Origin of the sequence: Enterobacter sp. 301B (assembly GCF_003850715.1) — a bacterium.
GTDB classification, from domain to species: domain Bacteria; phylum Pseudomonadota; class Gammaproteobacteria; order Enterobacterales; family Enterobacteriaceae; genus Enterobacter; species Enterobacter intestinihominis.
Map to the genome: position 1 here is coordinate 1 of NZ_PQTC01000011.1, position 19112 is coordinate 19112.

A 19112-nucleotide genomic window follows, 5' to 3' on the forward strand; every position below is an offset into this window, starting at 1 on the left:
AATGAATGAGTGGGCGGTCTGGACCGGGCTGTGTCCGTTTGGGGGCGGAAACGAGTCCGGGCGGGGGCGCGAGGGGTCCGTGCTGGGGCTGGAGGAGTTTCTGGAAGTTAAAACCCTGCATATCGGGGGCTTATAATAGACAGGGCGGCATCTGCCGCCCGCCTGTACCGGGTGGCTGGCAATGAAAATTTATACCTTTGATTTTGACGAAATTGATAGTCAGGAAGACTTCTACCGCGAGTTTATCCGGGCGTTCGACCTGGAGCGGGGCAGCGTAAACAATCTTGATATGCTGTGGGATGTGGTTACCGGCGACAGGCTGCCGTTACCGCTGGAGATCGAATTTACCCATCTGCCTGAAAAACTGCGCAGACGCTTTGGCGCATTGATTTTATTGTTTGATGAAGCGGAGGAGGAGCTGGAAGGGCAACTGCGTTTCAACGTGCGCCAGTGATAAAAAAGCCCCTGACCGGGAGGTCAGGGGCAAGTCGTATGATGAGATACGACGAGGGTTTATTTGTACAGTTCTGCGGTAGCGTGCCAGTGGTCGCCACTGCGCGCTTCGATGATGCGATAAGATGACGCACCCTGTTCTTCCGCTTTTTTGTTCAGCATTTCGTGCATGTCCATCGGAGAAGTACCGATGGCACCAACAGAAACGGTCCCGATAGCCTGACGGGATTGTGCCTGTTCGGCGTTAATAGTGTCGGCTGCAAACGCACCGAATGACAGGACTGACAGTACGCTCAGGGCAGCTACAGTGGTTTTAATTTTCATGATTATTTACCTCGTCAATTATTTTACTGGGGTCTTTGTTCTGTGACCCTCATCACAAAATCAAGTATACACTAATCACGGAAAAAATTAATACCAGACTAATGGTTTCGCCTGTTATTATGTGTTAAAAACATCATTTTTTATAACGGGAATGAATAAAAAAGGGCGTTACTCTGCAGGCGTTATGATTTTTTCTTATGTAAATCAATTGGATAGGAGGCTTTGATTTTTAGTGCGATTTTACGGCAGATCATTCACTGAATGAATGTTAACAGGCGGTAAAAAGCACTATTTGCAAAAGCAGCAGGCAGAGAAAAGCAGGGTAAAACGAGGCGGCAGCAGAATGATCCCCGCAGCCAGGCGCTACGGGGCAGAAGATTACAGCTCCTGTTCGAACAGGACCAGAATCGCTTCGTAGAGGTCTTTCACCGAGAAACCATTTGCCGGGGTCGTAAAAATGGTGTCATCGCCGGCGATGGTCCCGAGGATCCCCTCTGCTTTACCCAGCGAGTCCAGCAGGCGGGCAATCAGCTGGGCTGCACCCGGGCTGGTGTGGATCACGACCACGGCATCGTTATAGTCAATGTCCAGAACCAGGGTTTTCAGCGGGCTGGAGGTCGTTGGCACGCCAAGTTCAGCAGGCAGGCAATAAACCATCTCCATTTTGGCGTTGCGCGTACGCACTGCACCAAACTTGGTTAACATGCGGGAGACCTTCGACTGGTTGATGTTGTCGAAGCCTTGCTCCTGCAACGCCTGAACAATTTCTCCCTGAGAACTGAATTTCTCTTCTTTGAGTAGCGCTTTAAACGCTTTCACTAATTCTTCTTGCTTAGACGAGCTTCGCATAAGTCACCCGGAATATGACGATAGAAACAACATTATTATGCATGTGGATGAATTTTTATGCAAATTATCTACCTGGCACCAGGCTGAAATAATGTTATGAAAGGGAGAGATTTTATCAGATTTCGTTATCAGAAAACATGCCTGGGTCACGCCGCGCAAATAAGCTTAAAAGTAAATTAAATGTTATCAAAATGATGTTGTTTTGGTGGCGTGGCAGGGTGTATTGTAACCCCCTCTTAATTCGTTGTTGCCCACAGCCTGATAGCATTCGGGTGAAGGTCAAAGACGTGCGACCTCAAATTCTTTAGCGATGAAAATTGTAATTAATGACGTGCTGAATTATGGTCGCCGCAACGGAGTTACAGATACTTAAGTTAACCATAATAAGGAGTTTAGGATGAAAGTCGCAGTCCTCGGCGCTGCTGGTGGTATCGGCCAGGCGCTTGCCCTACTACTGAAAACCCAACTGCCTTCAGGCTCAGAACTCTCCCTGTACGATATTGCTCCGGTAACCCCAGGTGTGGCGGTTGACCTGAGCCACATCCCGACAGCTGTGAAAATCAAAGGCTTCTCCGGTGAAGATGCGCGTCCTGCGTTGCAGAATGCCGATGTGGTGCTGATCTCCGCGGGTGTTGCGCGTAAACCGGGTATGGATCGTTCAGACCTGTTCAACGTCAACGCGGGCATCGTGAAAAACCTGGTTCAGCAGATCGCTGAAACCTGCCCGAAAGCGTGCATCGGTATCATCACCAACCCGGTGAACACCACCGTTGCCATCGCAGCAGAAGTGCTGAAGAAAGCGGGCGTTTACGACAAGAACAAACTGTTCGGCGTAACTACGCTGGATATCATCCGTTCCAATACCTTCGTGGCTGAGCTGAAAGGCAAGCAGCCAACGGAAGTGGAAGTGCCGGTTATCGGCGGACACTCTGGCGTGACCATCCTGCCTCTGCTGTCGCAGATCCCGGGCGTGAGCTTCACCGAGCAGGAAGTGGCTGACCTGACCAAACGTATTCAGAATGCAGGCACCGAAGTGGTGGAAGCGAAGGCGGGTGGCGGTTCTGCAACCCTGTCTATGGGCCAGGCGGCGGCGCGTTTCGGCCTGTCTCTGGTTCGCGCGCTGCAGGGCGAGAAAAACGTGGTTGAATGCGCTTACGTAGAAGGCGACGGTGAACACGCGCGCTTCTTCTCTCAGCCGCTGCTGCTGGGTAAAAACGGCGTTGAAGAGCGTAAGTCTATCGGCACGCTGAGCGCGTTTGAGCAAAACGCGATGGAAGGCATGCTGGATACGCTGAAGAAAGACATCACGCTGGGCGAAGAGTTCGTTAACAAGTGATCTTGTCCCGGTAAAAAAAACGGAGCGCTAAGCTCCGTTTTTTTATGCCCGTCAGTTAGTGGCCGGGTATTCCTGGATGGTGACCTGAATCGTGAGCTTCTTGTCATTACGCATGACTTCTACGGGGATGATAGAGCCGGGTCGAATTTCCGCCACCTGGTCCATCGTTTCCAGCGCAGAGACCGCCGGCGTGCCGTTGACGGAAAGAATAACGTCGTTCACCTGGATACCTGCATTGGCCGCCGGGCCGCCAGGTGCCACTTCGTTGACCACAATCCCCTGGATCTGATCGATACCACCGCCCTGCGTATGCATCGGCGCGATTTCACGCCCGCCAATACCGATGTAGCCACGGATCACGCGGCCATCGCGGATCAGCTTGTCCATGATCTTGGTCGCCAGCTGGAACGGAATGGCAAAGCCAATCCCTTCCGGTGTTTCGCCATCGTTGCTCTTGTCAAAGGAGAGGGTGTTAATGCCCATCAGTTCGCCCAGAGAGTTCACCAGCGCACCGCCGGAGTTACCGTGGTTGATCGAGGCATCGGTTTGCAGGAAGTTCTGCCGCCCTGACGGGTTCAGTCCAATTCGACCTGTCGCGCTGATGATCCCCTGAGTGATGGTCTGGCCCAGGTTATACGGGTTACCGATCGCCAGCACCACATCGCCGATATGCGGCGTTCGTTTGCGATTAATCGGGATAGTCGGCAGACCGCCCGTGGCGTTGATCTTCAGCACCGCCAGATCGGTCAGGCTGTCCGACCCCACCAGCAGGGCTTCAAACACGCGGCCATCCTGCAAGGCGACGATAATCTGGTCGGCATCGTTGATCACGTGTTTATTGGTGATGATGTAACCCCGGTCATCCATGATCACACCGGAACCGAGCGTGCGGATCTCCAGCTGGTTATGAGCGGAACTGTTAAGCCCGCGGTTATAGACGTTAACCACGGCGGGGGCGGCACGGCGTACCGCCTGATTGTACGTTGCAGGCGTTTCATCCGTGCTGTCGAACTGAGGAGCCGACAGTTTGTTGAACTGGCGTAAAGATGGCATAGCCACCAGCAGCAGACCGGCAACGATCAAACCAATGACAATTGAACGAAAGAGCTTTAAAAGCATGATGCGTGTGTCGTTAAAAAAGGAACGGTTTGCAGCATAACATGAGTTATCCGGACATCACACGCAGCGGCGATGCCCGGAGTCGCAAATGGTTAACGCAGTAAAATGTAGAGGGTGTCGTTGCCACGGATAATTTGCAGGGCAATGACCGCCGGTTTACTCTCCAGCACCTTACGCATTTCGGCAATAGACTGCACGCGAGTGCGGTTCACGCCCACGATCACGTCGTCCTGATGTAAACCTGCCTGCGCGGCTGGACTGCTTTTCTCAACGGCAGTGACAGAAATGCCTTTCGTGCCGTCTTTAAGCTGACCGTCGCTCAGCGTTGCGCCCTGTAGCGCCGGGGAGATCTGTTCTGCACTGGCGGAAGAGGAAGTGCTCTTGTCCAGTGTCACTTCCACGGTCAGCGGTTTGCCCTCGCGGATCAGGCCCAGCTTCACTTTAGCGCCAGGCTCCGTGGTGGCAATACGCGAACGTAATTCAGCGAAGCTGCTCAGCGGTTTATCGTTCAGGCTGACAATAACGTCACCGGATTTCACGCCCGCTTTCGCAGAACCTGAGTTGGGCAGCACTTCGCTGACAAACGCCCCGCGCTGGACGTTGAGCTTAAAGGCTTTGGCGATATCAGCGCTCATCTCCATGCCTTTAATGCCCAGCAGCCCGCGCTTAACCTCGCCAAACTGTATCAGCTGTTGAGACAGGGTTTTAGCCATGTTACTCGGAATGGCAAAACCAATCCCGATGCTGCCGCCGCCTGGTGCGAGGATAGCGGTATTAATGCCGATCAGTTCGCCGTTCAGGTTAAGCAGCGCACCGCCGGAGTTGCCCCGGTTGATGGAGGCATCGGTCTGGATGAAATTTTCCAGCCCTTCGAGATTCAGGCCGCTGCGCCCCAGGGCAGAGACAATCCCGGAGGTGGCGGTCTGCCCTAAACCGAACGGATTACCGACCGCGACGGCAAAATCACCCACGCGCAGCTTATCGGAATCGGCGATGGCGATCTGGGTCAGGTTGCTGGGGTTTTGCACCTGTAGCAGGGCGATATCACTCTGATCGTCACCGCCGATCAGTTTGGCGTCAAACTCCCGGCCATCGTTCAGCTGAACGCTGATTTTATCAGCCTGGCTGATCACGTGGTTATTGGTCAGGATATAGCCTTTGGCCGCGTCGATAATCACGCCCGAACCAAGGCCTTCAAACGGCTGAGCCTGCTGATCCGGCGCCTCTTCGCCAAAATATTTCTTCAGCTCTTCGGGAATACGCTGGCTTTGGCGTGCCGTCCCTTCCACCTGAACGCTGACTACCGCAGGCAGGACTTTTTCAAGCATCGGCGCAAGGCTGGGAATGGCTTCTTGTCCTGGCACCTGCGAAGGCAGTGCCGCACTGGCGGGGAAGGACGCCGAGAGAGATAACCCGACACTTAACGCTAAGGCGCTCAACAGCTGGTTTTTTTTCTTCATCGATGCTGACTCTCGTATCCTGGAATGAAAAAGAACGGCCCCAAAAACATCTTGATGTTATTGAATTTTCAACCGCTGAACAATGAGGTGTTTGACTAAATAATAGCTGGGGACGGGAAGAAAGGACGGGCGCATAAGGTGCGCCCGTAAAATTTATTCAGGTTGTGCGATTAATCGCGTTTTACGCCACCGCGCAGCAGGCCGGACGCGCCGTCTGAATAGTCGCGTGGCATCTGAACCGGTGCCTGATCGTTACCGGCTTCAGAGTCCGCCAGACGATTGCGGAAGGGGTTGCTCTCCGCGGTCATTTCCGGCAGCAGGCTGCTGGAGCTTTTCGCCATGTGCTGGTAGAGCTGGCGATAATCTGTCGCCATGTTGTCCAGCAGCTCAGCGCTACGGGCAAAGTGGCTGACCAGCTCTTCGCGGTATTCTTCCAGTTCGGCTTTGTTCTTTTCCAGTTCGTATTGCAGTGACTGCTGCTGACGCAATTTGCGGTTACCGAAACGCATGGCCACAGCACCAATGATGATGCCGACGACTAAACCGATTAGCGCATATTCCCAGGTCATGAACTTCTCCCGTTGTCTTGTTGTTCCGTAGGGTGTTGGCTCGGCTCCTGCCTGTGCCTGATTATGCCACTATAACCGCTATTTCCGCAGAAGTGGAATCCTGACGTATCATCGCGTAGTGTAGAACGGCCTTTTTTTCATCAGCCACGACCGCTGATGAGGTTTAACTAAAGGAATAACAATAACATCATGCAAAACCTGTCCCCATCATCGCGTTACCAACTCGCCCTGAGTGAGGGCACACACCAGCCGGATGATGTCCAGCGTGAAGCGGTAAACCGCCTGGACACGATTTACCAGGAGCTTCTGGCGAAACCCGCCGATGCGGTGCAGAGCAGTGGGCTGAAGGCGGCATTCGGCCGTTTACTGGGCAAAAAAGAGCCCACGGTAAACGCACCGGTTCGTGGCTTATATATGTGGGGCGGCGTTGGGCGGGGTAAGACCTGGCTGATGGACATGTTCTACCAGAGCCTGCCCGGCACGCGTAAGCAGCGTCTGCACTTTCACCGTTTTATGCTGCGGGTTCATGAGGAGTTGACGGCGCTCCAGGGCGAAACCGACCCGCTGGAAATCGTGGCGGACCGCTTCAAGGCGGAAACGGACGTACTCTGCTTCGACGAATTCTTTGTTTCCGATATTACGGACGCGATGCTGCTGGGGGGGCTGATGAAAGCGCTGTTTGCGCGTGGGATCACCCTGGTGGCGACCTCAAATATCCCGCCGGATGAGCTTTATCGCAACGGTCTCCAGCGGGCGCGTTTCCTGCCAGCCATAGATGCCATTAAGCAGTACTGCGACATCATGAATGTCGACGCTGGCGTCGACTATCGTTTGCGCACGCTGACGCAGGCGCACCTGTGGCTTTCACCGCTGAATGCCGACACATCCCGCGAGATGAATAAACTCTGGCTGGCGCTGGCAGGGGCGCCGCGGGATAACGCGCCAGCGCTGGAGATTAATCATCGTCCGTTGCCGACGCTTGGCGTAGAGAACCAGACGCTGGCCGTCTCGTTTGCAACGCTCTGCGTGGACGCCCGCAGCCAGCATGACTACATTGCGCTTTCGCGTCTGTTCCATACCGTTATGTTATGGGATGTGCCCGTCATGACCCCACTCATGGAGAGCGAAGCGCGCCGCTTCATCGCGCTGGTGGACGAGTTTTATGAGCGCCACGTCAAGCTGGTAGTCAGTGCCGAGGTGCCTTTATATGAGATCTATCAGGGCGAGCGCCTGAAGTTTGAGTTCCAGCGCTGCCTGTCGCGCCTGCAAGAGATGCAGAGCGAAGAGTACCTCAAGCGTGAGCATATGCCATAAATGCTACCCTCTCCCCGTGGGAGAGGGGCTGGGGGTGAGGGCACCAGACCGCAGAATACGCAACCCCGAAAAACCCATCCCAAATCACATTTAAGGGTCGATCTTTGACCTCAACTTCTCTATAATCTTGCGACCCCACGTTACGAGAAGGTTTTTTTCCCGAAACTTTCTATGTGTCGGCATGTGCTATTCGAAGGGGTAGGTTTGCCGGACTTTGTCGTGTGAACCTCAACTGACTAAACGTTTGGGTGTTCACCAACGTGTAACTTATTATTTGGGTAAGCTTTTAATGAAAACTTTTACAGCTAAACCAGAAACCGTACAGCGCGACTGGTATGTTGTTGACGCGACCGGTAAAACTCTGGGCCGTCTGGCTACTGAACTGGCTCGTCGCCTGCGCGGTAAGCATAAAGCGGAATATACTCCGCACGTTGATACCGGTGATTACATCATCGTTCTGAACGCTGACAAAGTTGCTGTTACCGGCAACAAGCGTACTGACAAAATGTACTACCACCACACCGGCCACATCGGTGGTATCAAAGAAGCGACCTTTGAAGAGATGATTGCCCGCCGTCCTGAGCGTGTGATTGAAATCGCGGTTAAAGGCATGCTGCCAAAAGGCCCGCTGGGTCGTGCTATGTTCCGTAAACTGAAAGTTTACGCAGGCAACGAGCACAACCACGCGGCACAGCAACCGCAAGTTCTTGACATCTAATCGGGATTATAGGCAATGGCTGAAAATCAATACTACGGCACTGGTCGCCGCAAAAGTTCCGCAGCTCGCGTTTTCATTAAACCGGGCAGTGGTAAAATCGTAATTAACCAGCGTTCTCTGGAACAATACTTCGGTCGCGAAACTGCCCGCATGGTAGTTCGCCAGCCGCTGGAACTGGTTGATATGGTAGAAAAACTGGATCTGTACATCACCGTTAAAGGTGGTGGTATCTCCGGTCAGGCAGGTGCGATCCGTCACGGTATCACCCGCGCGCTGATGGAGTACGACGAATCCCTGCGTTCTGAACTGCGTAAAGCTGGCTTCGTTACTCGTGACGCTCGTCAGGTTGAACGTAAGAAAGTGGGTCTGCGTAAAGCACGTCGTCGTCCACAGTTCTCCAAACGTTAATCTATTCTGCTTACGCAGAACGATTGGCGAAAAACCCGCTTCGGCGGGTTTTTTTATGGATAATGCGCAGGTTATCCACAGTAACATTTCATATATCTTCTCTTTTTCCACATTTCCGGCATCCCCTCACCACAAAGCCATCAAAATCTGGTAAACTATCATCCAATTTTATGCCCAAATATCGGTGAATACTCGATTTTTGTTCGATTCTTGAACAATGTGTTTTCTCTGGGATGGGCGATACATCATCTGGCTGGCCCCGTTGGGCTGGTAGCAGTAAAAATTCTGAATATACCTGGAGGTTTTCATGGCTGTCGCTGCCAACAAACGTTCGGTAATGACGCTGTTTTCTGGTCCTACTGACATTTATAGCCATCAGGTTCGTATCGTGCTGGCCGAGAAGGGTGTCAGTTTTGAGATCGAGCATGTGGAAAAGGATAACCCGCCTCAGGATCTGATCGATCTCAACCCGAGCCAAAGCGTACCGACGCTGGTGGATCGTGAGCTGACCCTGTGGGAATCCCGTATCATTATGGAATACCTGGATGAGCGTTTCCCGCATCCGCCGCTCATGCCTGTTTACCCTGTTGCGCGTGGTGAAAGCCGCCTGTACATGCAGCGTATCGAGAAAGACTGGTACTCGCTGATGAACGTTATCGTTAACGGTTCCTCTTCAGAAGCGGATGCTGCGCGTAAACAGCTGCGTGAAGAGCTGCTGGCGATTGCGCCGGTATTTGGTCAAAAACCTTTCTTCCTGAGCGATGAGTTCAGCCTGGTAGATTGCTACCTGGCACCGCTGCTGTGGCGCCTGCCAACCCTGGGCGTAGAATTCAGCGGTCCTGGCGCGAAAGAGCTGAAAGGCTACATGACTCGCGTATTCGAACGCGACTCTTTCCTGGCATCCTTAACTGAACCGGAGCGCGAAATGCGTCTCGGCCGAGGCTAATGACTGTGGAAATGTCACAACTTTCACCACGCCGTCCGTATCTGCTGCGCGCCTTCTATGAATGGCTGCTGGATAACCAGCTCACGCCGCACCTGGTTGTGGATGTGACGTTGCCGGGCGTGCAGGTTCCAATGGAATACGCACGCGACGGACAGATTGTACTGAATATTGCGCCACGTGCAGTGGGTAACCTGGAACTGGCGAACGACGAAGTGCGCTTTAATGCGCGTTTCGGCGGCGTGCCGCGTCAGGTTTCCGTTCCGCTGGCTGCGGTTCTGGCTATCTACGCCCGTGAAAACGGTGCAGGTACCATGTTCGAACCGGAAGCGGCTTATGATGAAGAGGTCGCCAGCCTGAACGATGATGGGACATCCGATGAACGTGAAAGCGACACGGTAATGTCTGTGATTGATGGCGATAAACCCGATCATCACGACGACAATGACCCTGATGACGATCCGCCTCCGCGCGGTGGTCGTCCGGCACTCCGTGTCGTCAAATAAACTTCATAAAGCACAATATTTTTTCCGAACCTGCACAGCTGTGCAGGTTTTTTTATTTTCTGCATAAAATTACTCTCTAAAAAACTTGTGTCTTTGCAAAAGATATCGGTCTATTAATTGGCATGGGATTAATCTTGTTGGGTTATTTTCTGTAGGACAGTTAAATTTATCTTCAATAATGTTTTATTTTAATTTGATTGTATCCGATATCACCCTGTGAAAATATATATGTGCGTTAACAAAAACGGATTTTCTTTTAAGGACAAATTATGAATATCACTTTTAAAAAATTATTTTCATCTGCTGCTATTTGTGCAGCCCTCGCCATGTCAAATGCACACGCTGCTAATGATGTGACGTTGAAAGTTATTGGTAATATCGTTCCTGGTTCCTGCGTACCCTCACTGCCAAACGGTGGAGTGGTAGATTATGGCACAATGCCAGCTTCTACCATCAATCCAACTGGCACGGCGAATACACTGGTTCAGTTGGGGGCTAAAAGTATTACTCTCACTATTACCTGTGACAGCGATACCAGCGTTGGGGTGACTTCTACGGATAACCGCCATGATACTCGTGTGGGCCTGGGGAGCGCCGCTTATATTGAAAATGGGTTTTTCGATAATGTAAATGCTAACGCTTCAGGAAACGCCTATGGCTTGGGTAAAACGAGTGCGGGTGTGAATATTGGCTCCTATGTCATTGCAGCAGATCCCGTTAATACAACAACAGATGGTGTTGTCGCTGATCTCATTGCTGCCACAGGTACCGATACATCAAATTATACCTGGGTAAAATCCAGTACGGGTGCTTTTGCACCAGTTAACAGTGGCACAGGCCAGACACGTGTCTTTACGGCTGCTGCATCGGGAACCACCACACCAAAAGCTTTTAAAGTTATGAATATGCCGTTACGCATTACAACTGCGCTTCAGGACAACACTGTATTGGGTACAGGCGATACTATCACGCTTGACGGTAATGCCACGCTGAGCCTTGTTTATCTTTGATATTCGTTATTGCTAAATGCTGTAGAAAATAAATCGGGAAATGAAAATAATGGAATTTAAAAAAGTACTCTCGGCAGCAACCGTCGCCGTAGCCTTCGGTTTATCCGCTTTTGCTGCCCAGGCCGCTAACGATGTTACGCTGAAAGTTGTCGGTACGATTAACCCGGCTGCATGTACGCCGACCCTGCCTGATGGCGGCGTTGTAGATTATGGAACGGTACTGAACCAAAATATTGCACCGACCGGTGCGACAAACAAGCTGGTACAATTGGGGCAGAAAAGCATCACGCTAAATATCAGTTGCGAAAGCAACATGAGCGTTGCTTTTACCTCCACCGATAACCGCCTGGACAGTCGCGTTAACCTGTCTTCAACCGCGTTTATCGCAGGTAGCGGTACGGATAAATCAGACTTCAGCAACACCGCTGGTGCCTTTGGTCTGGGTAAAACCACCGCTGGCGTGAGCATTGGTGCTTACACCGTTGCCATCAATACTGAAGCGGTCACAGCGGATGGCGCGAATGTTGACACCCTGGTAACAGGGAGCATCACTGAAGGCCAGCGTTCCTGGGAGAAAGTTGCGCCAGGCCTGGGTTACCTCTGCTCGCTTAATGGCTGCACGGGCTACCAAAAAGCGAATACCGTAGCAACAGCCGGAACCACGCAGCCAAAAGCCTTCAAACAGCTTAGCGTGCCGTTGCTGGTTACCTCTGCAGTGCAGGATAACTCGGTATTAGGTACGACTGACGTAATTACGCTGGACGGTAACGCAACCATTAGTCTGGTATATCTCTAATAATTTAACGCTTAATTAACGTGGCAATGGTTAGAGTATTTAAAAGCCATTGTCACGCTTTTTTTGCATTAAAATAGCTTTCTCTGCCGCAAGAATAATAAAAATAATGCCGGTATGATTTTTATTTATTTATGTGAGTGGAAAGTCATGAAGAAAATTCTATATCTTGCGTTGTTGGCTGTAGCGACAAAGTGTTGTGCCACCGGTATGGTTCCAGAAACATCGGTTTTATTAGTCGATGCACAAAAAGGCGAAGCCAGTATGAATGTTAAAAATACGGATTCGCAGCCTGCATTGCTTTATACAAACATTGTAGATTTACCTGATAGCGATAAATCTATTCGTTTAATCGTTTCTCAACCTGTAGTCCGTGTCGACGCCGGGGAAACACAGCGAATGCGTTTTCTGCTGCAAACCAGCAAACCCATGAAGTATGAAGAACTTAAACGCGTCACGTTCGAAGGCATTCCTCCAAAGGAGAAAGGAGAAGATAAAGTTGCGTTGACTATCCGCCAGGATCTTCCTGTTGTAATTCATCCTGCGGGTCTACCTGAGGAGACGCAGCCATGGAAATTTTTGACATGGAACAAAAAGGGTGATGGCCTGGTTATCAACAATCCCAGCGATTACGTTGTTCGTATAACGGCATCCTTTAAAACATTACCCTCAGGAAAAGCGGGTGTGCTGGATAAGACCTACATCCTTCCTCACACCTCGATAAAAACAACATTACCAAATTTCTCTGATAATAAAGTTGAATTCTATCCGGCGAGTCGTTACGGCTATAAAGGGGATCGCTTTACTACAGATTTGAAGTAAGCCTCTATAAGGACAGCAAAGGATATGCAGCAAAAAACGTTACTCGCCTGTCTCATTGGCCTGGTCTGTTCTGGCCAGGCGATGGCTCAGCAGATGGAGACTGCTGCCATTAATTTTGATCAGGAAACGCTTCGTTCACTGGGGATAAACCCGGACGTATCAAATTATTTCTCTCGCAAGACGAAGTATTTACCGGGTAGCGTTTCCGTCGCCCTGAAGGTGAATGGTGATAATAAAGGCAACGTTATTGCTCGTTTCGACAACAACGGCGATCTCTGTTTCGACAAACCTTTTATGGAGCAGGCAGGATTAAAAGTTCCCTCTGACTATGAGTCCGGCTGCTACGATTATACCGGTCATATCCCGAGCGCTATTGTGGAGGCTTCGCCTGCGCAAGAATCTCTAAGTCTGGTTGTACCGGCGGATCGGGTAGCAAACAGCGAATCGGATATCGGAGCTTATACTTCCGGTGGCACTGCTGCGCTGTTGAATTATTCTCTTCTCTCCTCGCGCAATGAGTTTGGTGACGGGCACTCTGACTATTCACAGGCCATGCTGGACGGTGGGGTCAATTTCGACGACTGGATCTTACGTACTCAGCAACTGCTGAGCCGGAGCGACGGAGAATTCGAGAGTAATAACTCGTCGACCTATTTGCAGCATACTTTTGTCCCCCTGAAAAGTACCCTGAGGGCGGGCGAGGTCAATATCAATAACTCCCTTCTTCAGGGAACGGGAATCTATGGTATCGAGCTTTCACCGGAGAGCGCCTTACAACAGGGCGGTAGCGGAGTGAGCGTGTCCGGTATCGCCAATACGCCTCAGGCCCGTATTGAAGTGCGTCAGCAAAATGTTCTGGTGTACAGCACACTGGTGCCGGTCGGGCCGTTTAATCTCACCGATGTGCCGGTACGTAACGGCGTTAGCGATCTGAACGTGACGGTAGTGGAAACCGATGGCAGCCAGCACAGCTATGTGGTGCCCGCAGCGCTGTATAACCAGAGCGCAGGGGCGCCTTCAGGATATCACTTCGCGCTGGGACGAGTGAGCGATAGCTATAGTGAAACGCCATGGGTAGCCAGCCTTTCTGGAGGCTGGAAACTAAGCGAACGGGTGAATGTCAACGCAGGCTCAATCGTAGGCGAAGATTACCAGGCTGTCGCCACCAGCCTTGATACCGTGCCGCTACCAGCCTGGCTTGTTTCACTCCAGGCGAACCAGTCCAACGATTCGAAAGATTCACTGAAAGGGCAGAGGTACACGCTATCGGCAACATGGAGTTCTGACCCCGCATTTGGCATGGGGGCTAACGCCTCTGTTACGCATAAATCGCAAGACTATCGCGAACTTTTTGAAGCACTGGATGATGATTTCGACAGCGGTAATAAAAATGAGTATTCCGCCGGGCTGACCTGGAGTGTGCCCTACTTAGGCACGCTTAGCACCAGCTACTACCAAACGCAGGGTTATGATAAGTCAGATGATTCCCGCTTCATCTCTGCGGGTTGGAACAAGTCATTCAAGTACGCCACGATTTCCATGAACTGGCAACATCAGTTGAGTGCAGATGAGGAGAATGAGGATGATGGCGATCTGTTCTACGTCAACCTCAGTATTCCTTTTGGTGCCAGCAATAGCGTTAGCCTGTACAGCCGTCATGATGACCATAAAACGCGGTATGGCGCCTCTGCGCTTGGCGTTGTAAGTGATACCACATCCTGGTCGCTGGGAGCTGAACACGATCAGGCCACGAATCGCGATAATGTAAACGGTGGGATAAGCAGCAACCTTCACTATACGCAGCTTGGCCTGAGCGCCAGTTCGGATAACGAGAATAGCCGCAGCTATTCAGGATCGCTACAGGGGGGCATCGCGGTTCATGGACAAGGCGTTACGTTCTCTCCATGGGCGATCCGCGACACGTTCGCGATCGCTGCTCTGGATAAACCCGTCTCCGGTGTGAGGATTGACACGCCCCAGGGGCCGGTATGGACCGACTTCCGTGGTCAGGCAGTGGTACCGTCAGTGGGAGCCTGGCGCCCAGCGCGGGTAGAAGTGGACACGGAAACATTGCCGAAAAATATGGATATCGGGAATGGAACCCGTGTCGTCACGCTTGGCAAAGGAGCGGTAGGGCATCTTGATTTTACTGCGTTAACCCAGCGACGTGCACTGGTGAACGTTACCCTGGCAAACGGTAAAAAGCTGCCGAAAGGGATCGCCCTTGAGGATTCGCACGGAAATTATCTTACGACCTCAGTGGATGACGGCGTGGTCTTTTTTAACGATGTTGAACCTGCTCAACAGGTGGTGGCAAAACTGGATAACGGCACCTGTGCATTTGGTCTGAAGCTTCCGAAAGAGGCAAATACCGATACATTCTATGAAACTGTCAATGAGGTGTGTAAATGAAGGCGCTTATTTTAGCCGTGTGCGCAATGGCGTTTTCTCTACATGCTATGGCTGACTGCCAGTTAGTATCAAGCCAGCAAAAACTCAGCTATGGCCGTATGAGTGCCGCAGAGCGCCAGGCGGAAGGGAACACGTTGATTGAGATGCCGGAGAAACAGATTGTCCTGAACGTGATATGTGATGAACCGTCGCGTATTCGTCTCTTTCTGGGCAGTAACGTACCGAAAGGGCATGAATTTGGTTTTGGTGATAACGGCGTCATGCGCATTACTGCCGCGCAGGCAACGGTGGACGATCGTACAGTCAATCTGGCGGCTATCCATGCCGGCGACCCGTGGGTTACCAATGGCGGCGTGAGAGAGATCGCGCCAGCGCTTAACGAAGGGATTGCGTTTATCAACGGTCAGGAGCTGCGGGGAAAAACGGCGTCTGTCACGCTTACCATCAAACCGCGCTTCAAAAGTAACCATATTACGGACAGAGAAGTGTGGCGCGGAAATTTACGCGTAAGGATGGATGTACAATGAAAAAGCGTATAGCGCTATTACTCTGCGGAATGTCTGCCGCTTCAGCGGTATGGGCAACTGATACGGTCAATATTGATGTGGATGTCACCGTTGACGCTGCCGCCTGTACACCGGCGTTGAGCAATGGCGGTGTGGCAGATTTCGGCACGCGCTATGCGGGGTCGCTCTCCTCCAGCGCATTCACACAGCTTGGTACTCGCGATCTTACACTATCGGTGACGTGTGAATCTTCTACGGGAGTTGCGATTACCGCGCGTGATACCCGCGCAAGTTCCGTGGTCGTTGGCAAAGATAAATCCGGGCAAGAAGGGGTAAAATTCCAGATAAATAACGGTGCCTATGTGCGTGATACGACCCGCCTGTTTGGTTTAGGATTGACCAGCGAGCAGAAGCCGATTGGCAGTTATGGGGTGCAAATTAACGCGGCAGGCGTGACGGCAGCCGACGAAAGTGCCGCTGTTCAGGTGGAGATCGCCGGGGCCGCGACCAAAAATGGTCCATGGACGCGCACGACGCTATTGCCCTTGCCGACCCAGCAGGACTTTTTCTATACGTTTGTGCAAAAAGGCACGGATATTCCGCAGCCGATCTCATCGGCGGTTGTTCCGCTACAGGTGAGCGCCGCTGTCGCCAACGGGCTTGGCAGCGGGCAAGAGATCAAGCTGGACGGCGAGGCGGTGATTACGCTGGTCTATTTATAATCTCTTTTCTGTAAAAGAATATCGAAAATAGACGCGCCAGTTCACCACTGGCGCCGCGCTTACCAGGTCTGCAAAGAGGCTGCGATTTGTAGACCTGATAAAGCGTAAACAGGCTGATACGTCTCCGGATGAGATTTCCTGAAGCGATAATTACCGTTTAAAGGTCACCGCTTCCGGCTGCGTCAGATGCAGCGTTGTCTGGCTGGGTACCGTCTCGGCGATAACCCGCCCGTGACGAACAGAATAACGCGCAGGCGTCTGGCGACGAACCGCATCAAAGCCACTTTCGGCCGGTAAAACAACCAGGTTCGCAGAATTACCCACCTTCACGCCGTAGTCCTGCAGGTTGAGCGTTTTCGCGCTGTGGGTGGTGATCAGATTCAGCCCGTCGTTAATCTGCCCGTACCCCATCAGCTGGCAGACGTGTAAACCCATATGCAGCACCTGCAACATATTGGCGGTGCCCAGGGGATACCACGGATCGAAAACGTCATCATGCCCAAAGCAGACGTTGATCCCCGCCTCCAGCATCTCTTTCACGCGCGTTACGCCGCGGCGCTTAGGATAGGTGTCGAAACGGCCCTGAAGGTGGATGTTCACCAGCGGATTGGCGACGAAGTTGATGCCCGACATTTTCAGCAAACGAAACAGGCGGGACGCGTAGGCGCCATTATAGGAGTGCATCGCTGTGGTATGGCTGGCGGTAACGCGCGCGCCCATCCCGTCACGGTGCGCCAGCGCGGCGACGGTTTCCACGAAGCGCGACTGTTCATCATCGATTTCGTCGCAGTGTACGTCGATCAGCCTGTCGTACTTCTGCGCCAGTGCGAAGGTTTTGTGCAACGACTCCACACCATACTCGCGGGTAAATTCAAAGTGCGGAATTGCGCCAATAACGTCCGCCCCCATACGCACCGCCTCTTCCAGCAACGCTTCACCGTTGGGATAAGAAAGAATGCCCTCCTGGGGGAACGCCACGATTTGCAGATCGACCCACGGGGCGACCTCCTGCTTCACTTCCAGCATCGCTTTCAGCGCCGTCAGCGTGGGATCGGAGACGTCAACGTGAGTACGCACATGCTGAATGCCGTTGGCCATCTGCCATTTCAGCGTCTGCATTGCGCGGGTCTTAACATCTTCGTGGGTGAGCAGCGCCTTACGTTCAGCCCAGCGCTCAATCCCCTCGAATAAGGTACCAGACTGGTTCCAGCTCGGTTCACCAGCCGTTTGAGTGGTATCCAGATGGATATGCGGCTCAACGAAAGGGGGAATGATCAGCCCGCCTTCAGCATCAAGCACCTGGCCCACCGGTGACGATGCCGCGTCCTGCGGTTCAATACGGCTAAAGCGCCCGTTTTCAATTGCGATCTGCCATAACCCCTCTTGCCCCTGTAAACGGGCCTGACGAATGGTGAGGGTATTATTCTGCATGGGGAGCCTCCGGGGCGGTAGCAAAGGTACGTCTGACTAAGGGGGTTAACAGAAGGTAGCTGAATACGCCACCGAGGACCGCATTCACCGGCACTATACCGGGAATAATATTCCCGGCAGCCACGCCGAGCGCGACCGAAAGAATGGCTACCCAGTTGACCGGCACAAAGGTAGCGCTATGGAAGCTGGCGTAGCGGCGGCGGTTGATCAGATAGTCGGCGATAATCACCCCACCGACGGGAGGGATCGCCGCCGACAGAAAGGTGAGCCAGCCGACAAAGTTATTGTACAGCCACAGCGCGCAGAGCGTGCCGATAATACCGTTAACCACCGACAGCGTGCGGCTGGAAAGGCCGGTCACGTTGGCAAAGCCCAGACCCGACGCATAGAGCGCGTTGTCGTTGGTTGTCCAGATGTTCAGGCCGAGAACGATAATGGCGGGCAGCAGTAGCCCCTGAGCGATCATCACGTCCGATATATCCGCCTGTCCAACTGCCGCGGCGCCTGCCGCACCGAAGATAAACATCAGCGAGTTGCCAAGGAAAAACGCCACCATTGCCACCACCACGGCGCCTTTCGCGTTACGCCCAAAGCGGACGAAGTCGGCGGTCAGCGTTCCGGCGCTGATGAAGGAGCCGACGACCAGCGCCAGCGCGCCTGAAAAATTGAGCGGGGTCTGTGGCACCATCGCTTTTAAATGATCCAGCCCGCCCACGCCGTCCACCGCCAGCCAGACGGAGTAGCTGCCGAGGATAACTATCGCGGGAACGGCGATGATCGACAGAATCGTCAGCGCTGAGATACCAAAGAAGATGGTCATGGTCATCAACAGACCGGATACCGCGATCAGGATATTGACGTCGATGCCCGTGGCTTTACTCACCGGGATGGCAAACATCGCTACGCCGACGCCAAACCATCCTACCTGCGTACCGCCTAAAAGCATGGAGGGAAGCCAGGAACCTTTTATACCGAACGAGTAACGCGCAAGAAGATGGGTTGAGAGGCCGGTTTTTGCGCCAATGTAGCCAAGAAAAGCAGTGTAGATACCGAGGAGGAGATTGCCGAAGAGAACTGCGAGGAAGAAATCATTATAGGAAAGACCGGTACCGAGCGTACCTCCGGTCCACATACTGGCGGAAAAAAAGGTTAACCCTAACATCACAAAAGTGAGTGGAATCACGCCTTTCCGCGCCGCCAGAGGGACGGGGCCCTGGCTATAATTGTTATCTTGCGACACAACGCCTCCTTGAATTTTGGCCAAAAAATCCGCCGCATAATATACATTTTTTTCATGAAAGCAAACGTTTACGTCGGGATTCATGCTGCTTTTTTGCTTAAAAAGGTATCATTAACTTAAGGGCAGGCTACTGAAAACAGGCTCCCCAGCGTTCCGCTTTATGCTTCTGCCGGGGAG

The 19112-nt window shown here is 52.5% G+C and carries 20 protein-coding genes; 13 read left to right on the forward strand and 7 right to left on the reverse strand.

Annotated features, from left to right (window positions below; translation table 11 throughout):
* Positions 1 to 181: 181 nt before the first annotated feature.
* Positions 182 to 454 (forward strand): barstar family protein, encoded by a 273-nt coding sequence (locus C3451_RS13400; protein WP_022649557.1) that lies wholly within the window; start codon positions 182 to 184, stop codon positions 452 to 454.
* Positions 455 to 513: 59 nt separating this feature from the next.
* Here the strand turns inward: C3451_RS13400 and yhcN are convergent, their stop codons facing one another.
* Together yhcN and argR are read right to left on the reverse strand one after the other, a co-directional pair.
* Positions 514 to 777, reverse strand: a complete 264-nt coding sequence (yhcN, locus tag C3451_RS13405) for a peroxide/acid stress response protein YhcN (protein ID WP_006812160.1) — start codon at positions 775 to 777, stop codon at positions 514 to 516.
* A 378-nt stretch (positions 778 to 1155) separates the two neighbouring features.
* The gene (argR, locus tag C3451_RS13410) at positions 1156 to 1626 is read right to left on the reverse strand and encodes a transcriptional regulator ArgR (protein WP_124304331.1); all 471 of its coding nucleotides are present in this window, start codon (positions 1624 to 1626) and stop codon (positions 1156 to 1158) included.
* 397 nt (positions 1627 to 2023) lie between these two features.
* Between argR and mdh the strand changes: the two genes are divergently transcribed.
* Positions 2024 to 2962, forward strand: a complete 939-nt coding sequence (gene mdh / locus C3451_RS13415; protein ID WP_022649556.1) for a malate dehydrogenase — start codon at positions 2024 to 2026, stop codon at positions 2960 to 2962.
* A 51-nt stretch (positions 2963 to 3013) separates the two neighbouring features.
* Here the strand turns inward: mdh and degS are convergent, their stop codons facing one another.
* The 3 genes from degS to zapG all read right to left on the reverse strand — a co-directional run bounded on the left by degS (position 3014) and on the right by zapG (position 6110).
* Complete coding sequence (gene degS / locus C3451_RS13420; RefSeq protein WP_003860430.1) at positions 3014 to 4081, reverse strand: outer membrane-stress sensor serine endopeptidase DegS; 1068 nt, start codon at positions 4079 to 4081, stop codon at positions 3014 to 3016.
* Positions 4082 to 4173: 92 nt separating this feature from the next.
* The gene (gene degQ / locus C3451_RS13425) at positions 4174 to 5541 is read right to left on the reverse strand and encodes a serine endoprotease DegQ (protein WP_022649555.1); all 1368 of its coding nucleotides are present in this window, start codon (positions 5539 to 5541) and stop codon (positions 4174 to 4176) included.
* 170 nt (positions 5542 to 5711) lie between these two features.
* Entirely contained in the window at positions 5712 to 6110 is a 399-nt protein-coding gene (gene zapG / locus C3451_RS13430) for a Z-ring associated protein ZapG (protein ID WP_022649554.1), read from the reverse strand.
* Positions 6111 to 6299: 189 nt separating this feature from the next.
* Between zapG and zapE the strand changes: the two genes are divergently transcribed.
* From zapE to C3451_RS13490, 11 genes are all read left to right on the forward strand, one after another.
* Positions 6300 to 7424 carry a cell division protein ZapE gene (gene zapE, locus C3451_RS13435; protein ID WP_045622119.1) on the forward strand — a complete coding sequence of 375 codons (1125 nt, stop codon included), beginning with the start codon at positions 6300 to 6302 and terminating at the stop codon, positions 7422 to 7424.
* 289 nt (positions 7425 to 7713) lie between these two features.
* Positions 7714 to 8142, forward strand: a complete 429-nt coding sequence (gene rplM, locus C3451_RS13440; RefSeq protein ID WP_003860434.1) for a 50S ribosomal protein L13 — start codon at positions 7714 to 7716, stop codon at positions 8140 to 8142.
* 15 nt (positions 8143 to 8157) lie between these two features.
* Positions 8158 to 8550 carry a 30S ribosomal protein S9 gene (rpsI, locus tag C3451_RS13445; protein ID WP_003860436.1) on the forward strand — a complete coding sequence of 131 codons (393 nt, stop codon included), beginning with the start codon at positions 8158 to 8160 and terminating at the stop codon, positions 8548 to 8550.
* A 307-nt stretch (positions 8551 to 8857) separates the two neighbouring features.
* A complete protein-coding gene (gene sspA, locus C3451_RS13455) occupies positions 8858 to 9496 on the forward strand; it encodes a stringent starvation protein SspA (protein WP_003860438.1) in 639 nt (212 codons plus the stop codon).
* 5 nt (positions 9497 to 9501) lie between these two features.
* Entirely contained in the window at positions 9502 to 9999 is a 498-nt protein-coding gene (sspB, locus tag C3451_RS13460) for a ClpXP protease specificity-enhancing factor (protein WP_032622090.1), read from the forward strand.
* A gap of 269 nt (positions 10000 to 10268) precedes the next feature.
* The gene (locus C3451_RS13465; RefSeq protein WP_022649551.1) at positions 10269 to 11009 is read left to right on the forward strand and encodes a DUF1120 domain-containing protein; all 741 of its coding nucleotides are present in this window, start codon (positions 10269 to 10271) and stop codon (positions 11007 to 11009) included.
* Between the two features lie 49 nt (positions 11010 to 11058).
* Positions 11059 to 11805 carry a DUF1120 domain-containing protein gene (locus tag C3451_RS13470; RefSeq protein ID WP_022649550.1) on the forward strand — a complete coding sequence of 249 codons (747 nt, stop codon included), beginning with the start codon at positions 11059 to 11061 and terminating at the stop codon, positions 11803 to 11805.
* Positions 11806 to 11952: 147 nt separating this feature from the next.
* Entirely contained in the window at positions 11953 to 12624 is a 672-nt protein-coding gene (locus tag C3451_RS13475; protein WP_022649549.1) for a fimbria/pilus chaperone family protein, read from the forward strand.
* A 24-nt stretch (positions 12625 to 12648) separates the two neighbouring features.
* A complete protein-coding gene (locus C3451_RS13480) occupies positions 12649 to 15036 on the forward strand; it encodes a fimbrial biogenesis usher protein (protein WP_023298733.1) in 2388 nt (795 codons plus the stop codon).
* Positions 15033 to 15563, forward strand: coding sequence for a hypothetical protein (locus C3451_RS13485; RefSeq protein WP_045622117.1), 531 nt, complete (start codon positions 15033 to 15035; stop codon positions 15561 to 15563). The genes C3451_RS13480 and C3451_RS13485 overlap by 4 nt, the downstream gene beginning before the upstream one ends.
* On the forward strand, positions 15560 to 16264 hold the full coding sequence (locus C3451_RS13490; RefSeq protein ID WP_022649546.1) for a DUF1120 domain-containing protein: 705 nt from the start codon (positions 15560 to 15562) through the stop codon (positions 16262 to 16264). Before C3451_RS13485 ends, C3451_RS13490 begins: the two co-directional genes overlap by 4 nt.
* 150 nt (positions 16265 to 16414) lie before the next feature.
* Here C3451_RS13490 and C3451_RS13495 read toward each other — a convergent pair whose 3' ends face one another.
* Entirely contained in the window at positions 16415 to 17695 is a 1281-nt protein-coding gene (locus C3451_RS13495; RefSeq protein WP_063139194.1) for a cytosine deaminase, read from the reverse strand.
* A complete protein-coding gene (gene codB, locus C3451_RS13500; RefSeq protein ID WP_023298730.1) occupies positions 17685 to 18935 on the reverse strand; it encodes a cytosine permease in 1251 nt (416 codons plus the stop codon). The genes C3451_RS13495 and codB overlap by 11 nt, the downstream gene beginning before the upstream one ends.
* Positions 18936 to 19112 lie beyond the last annotated feature (177 nt).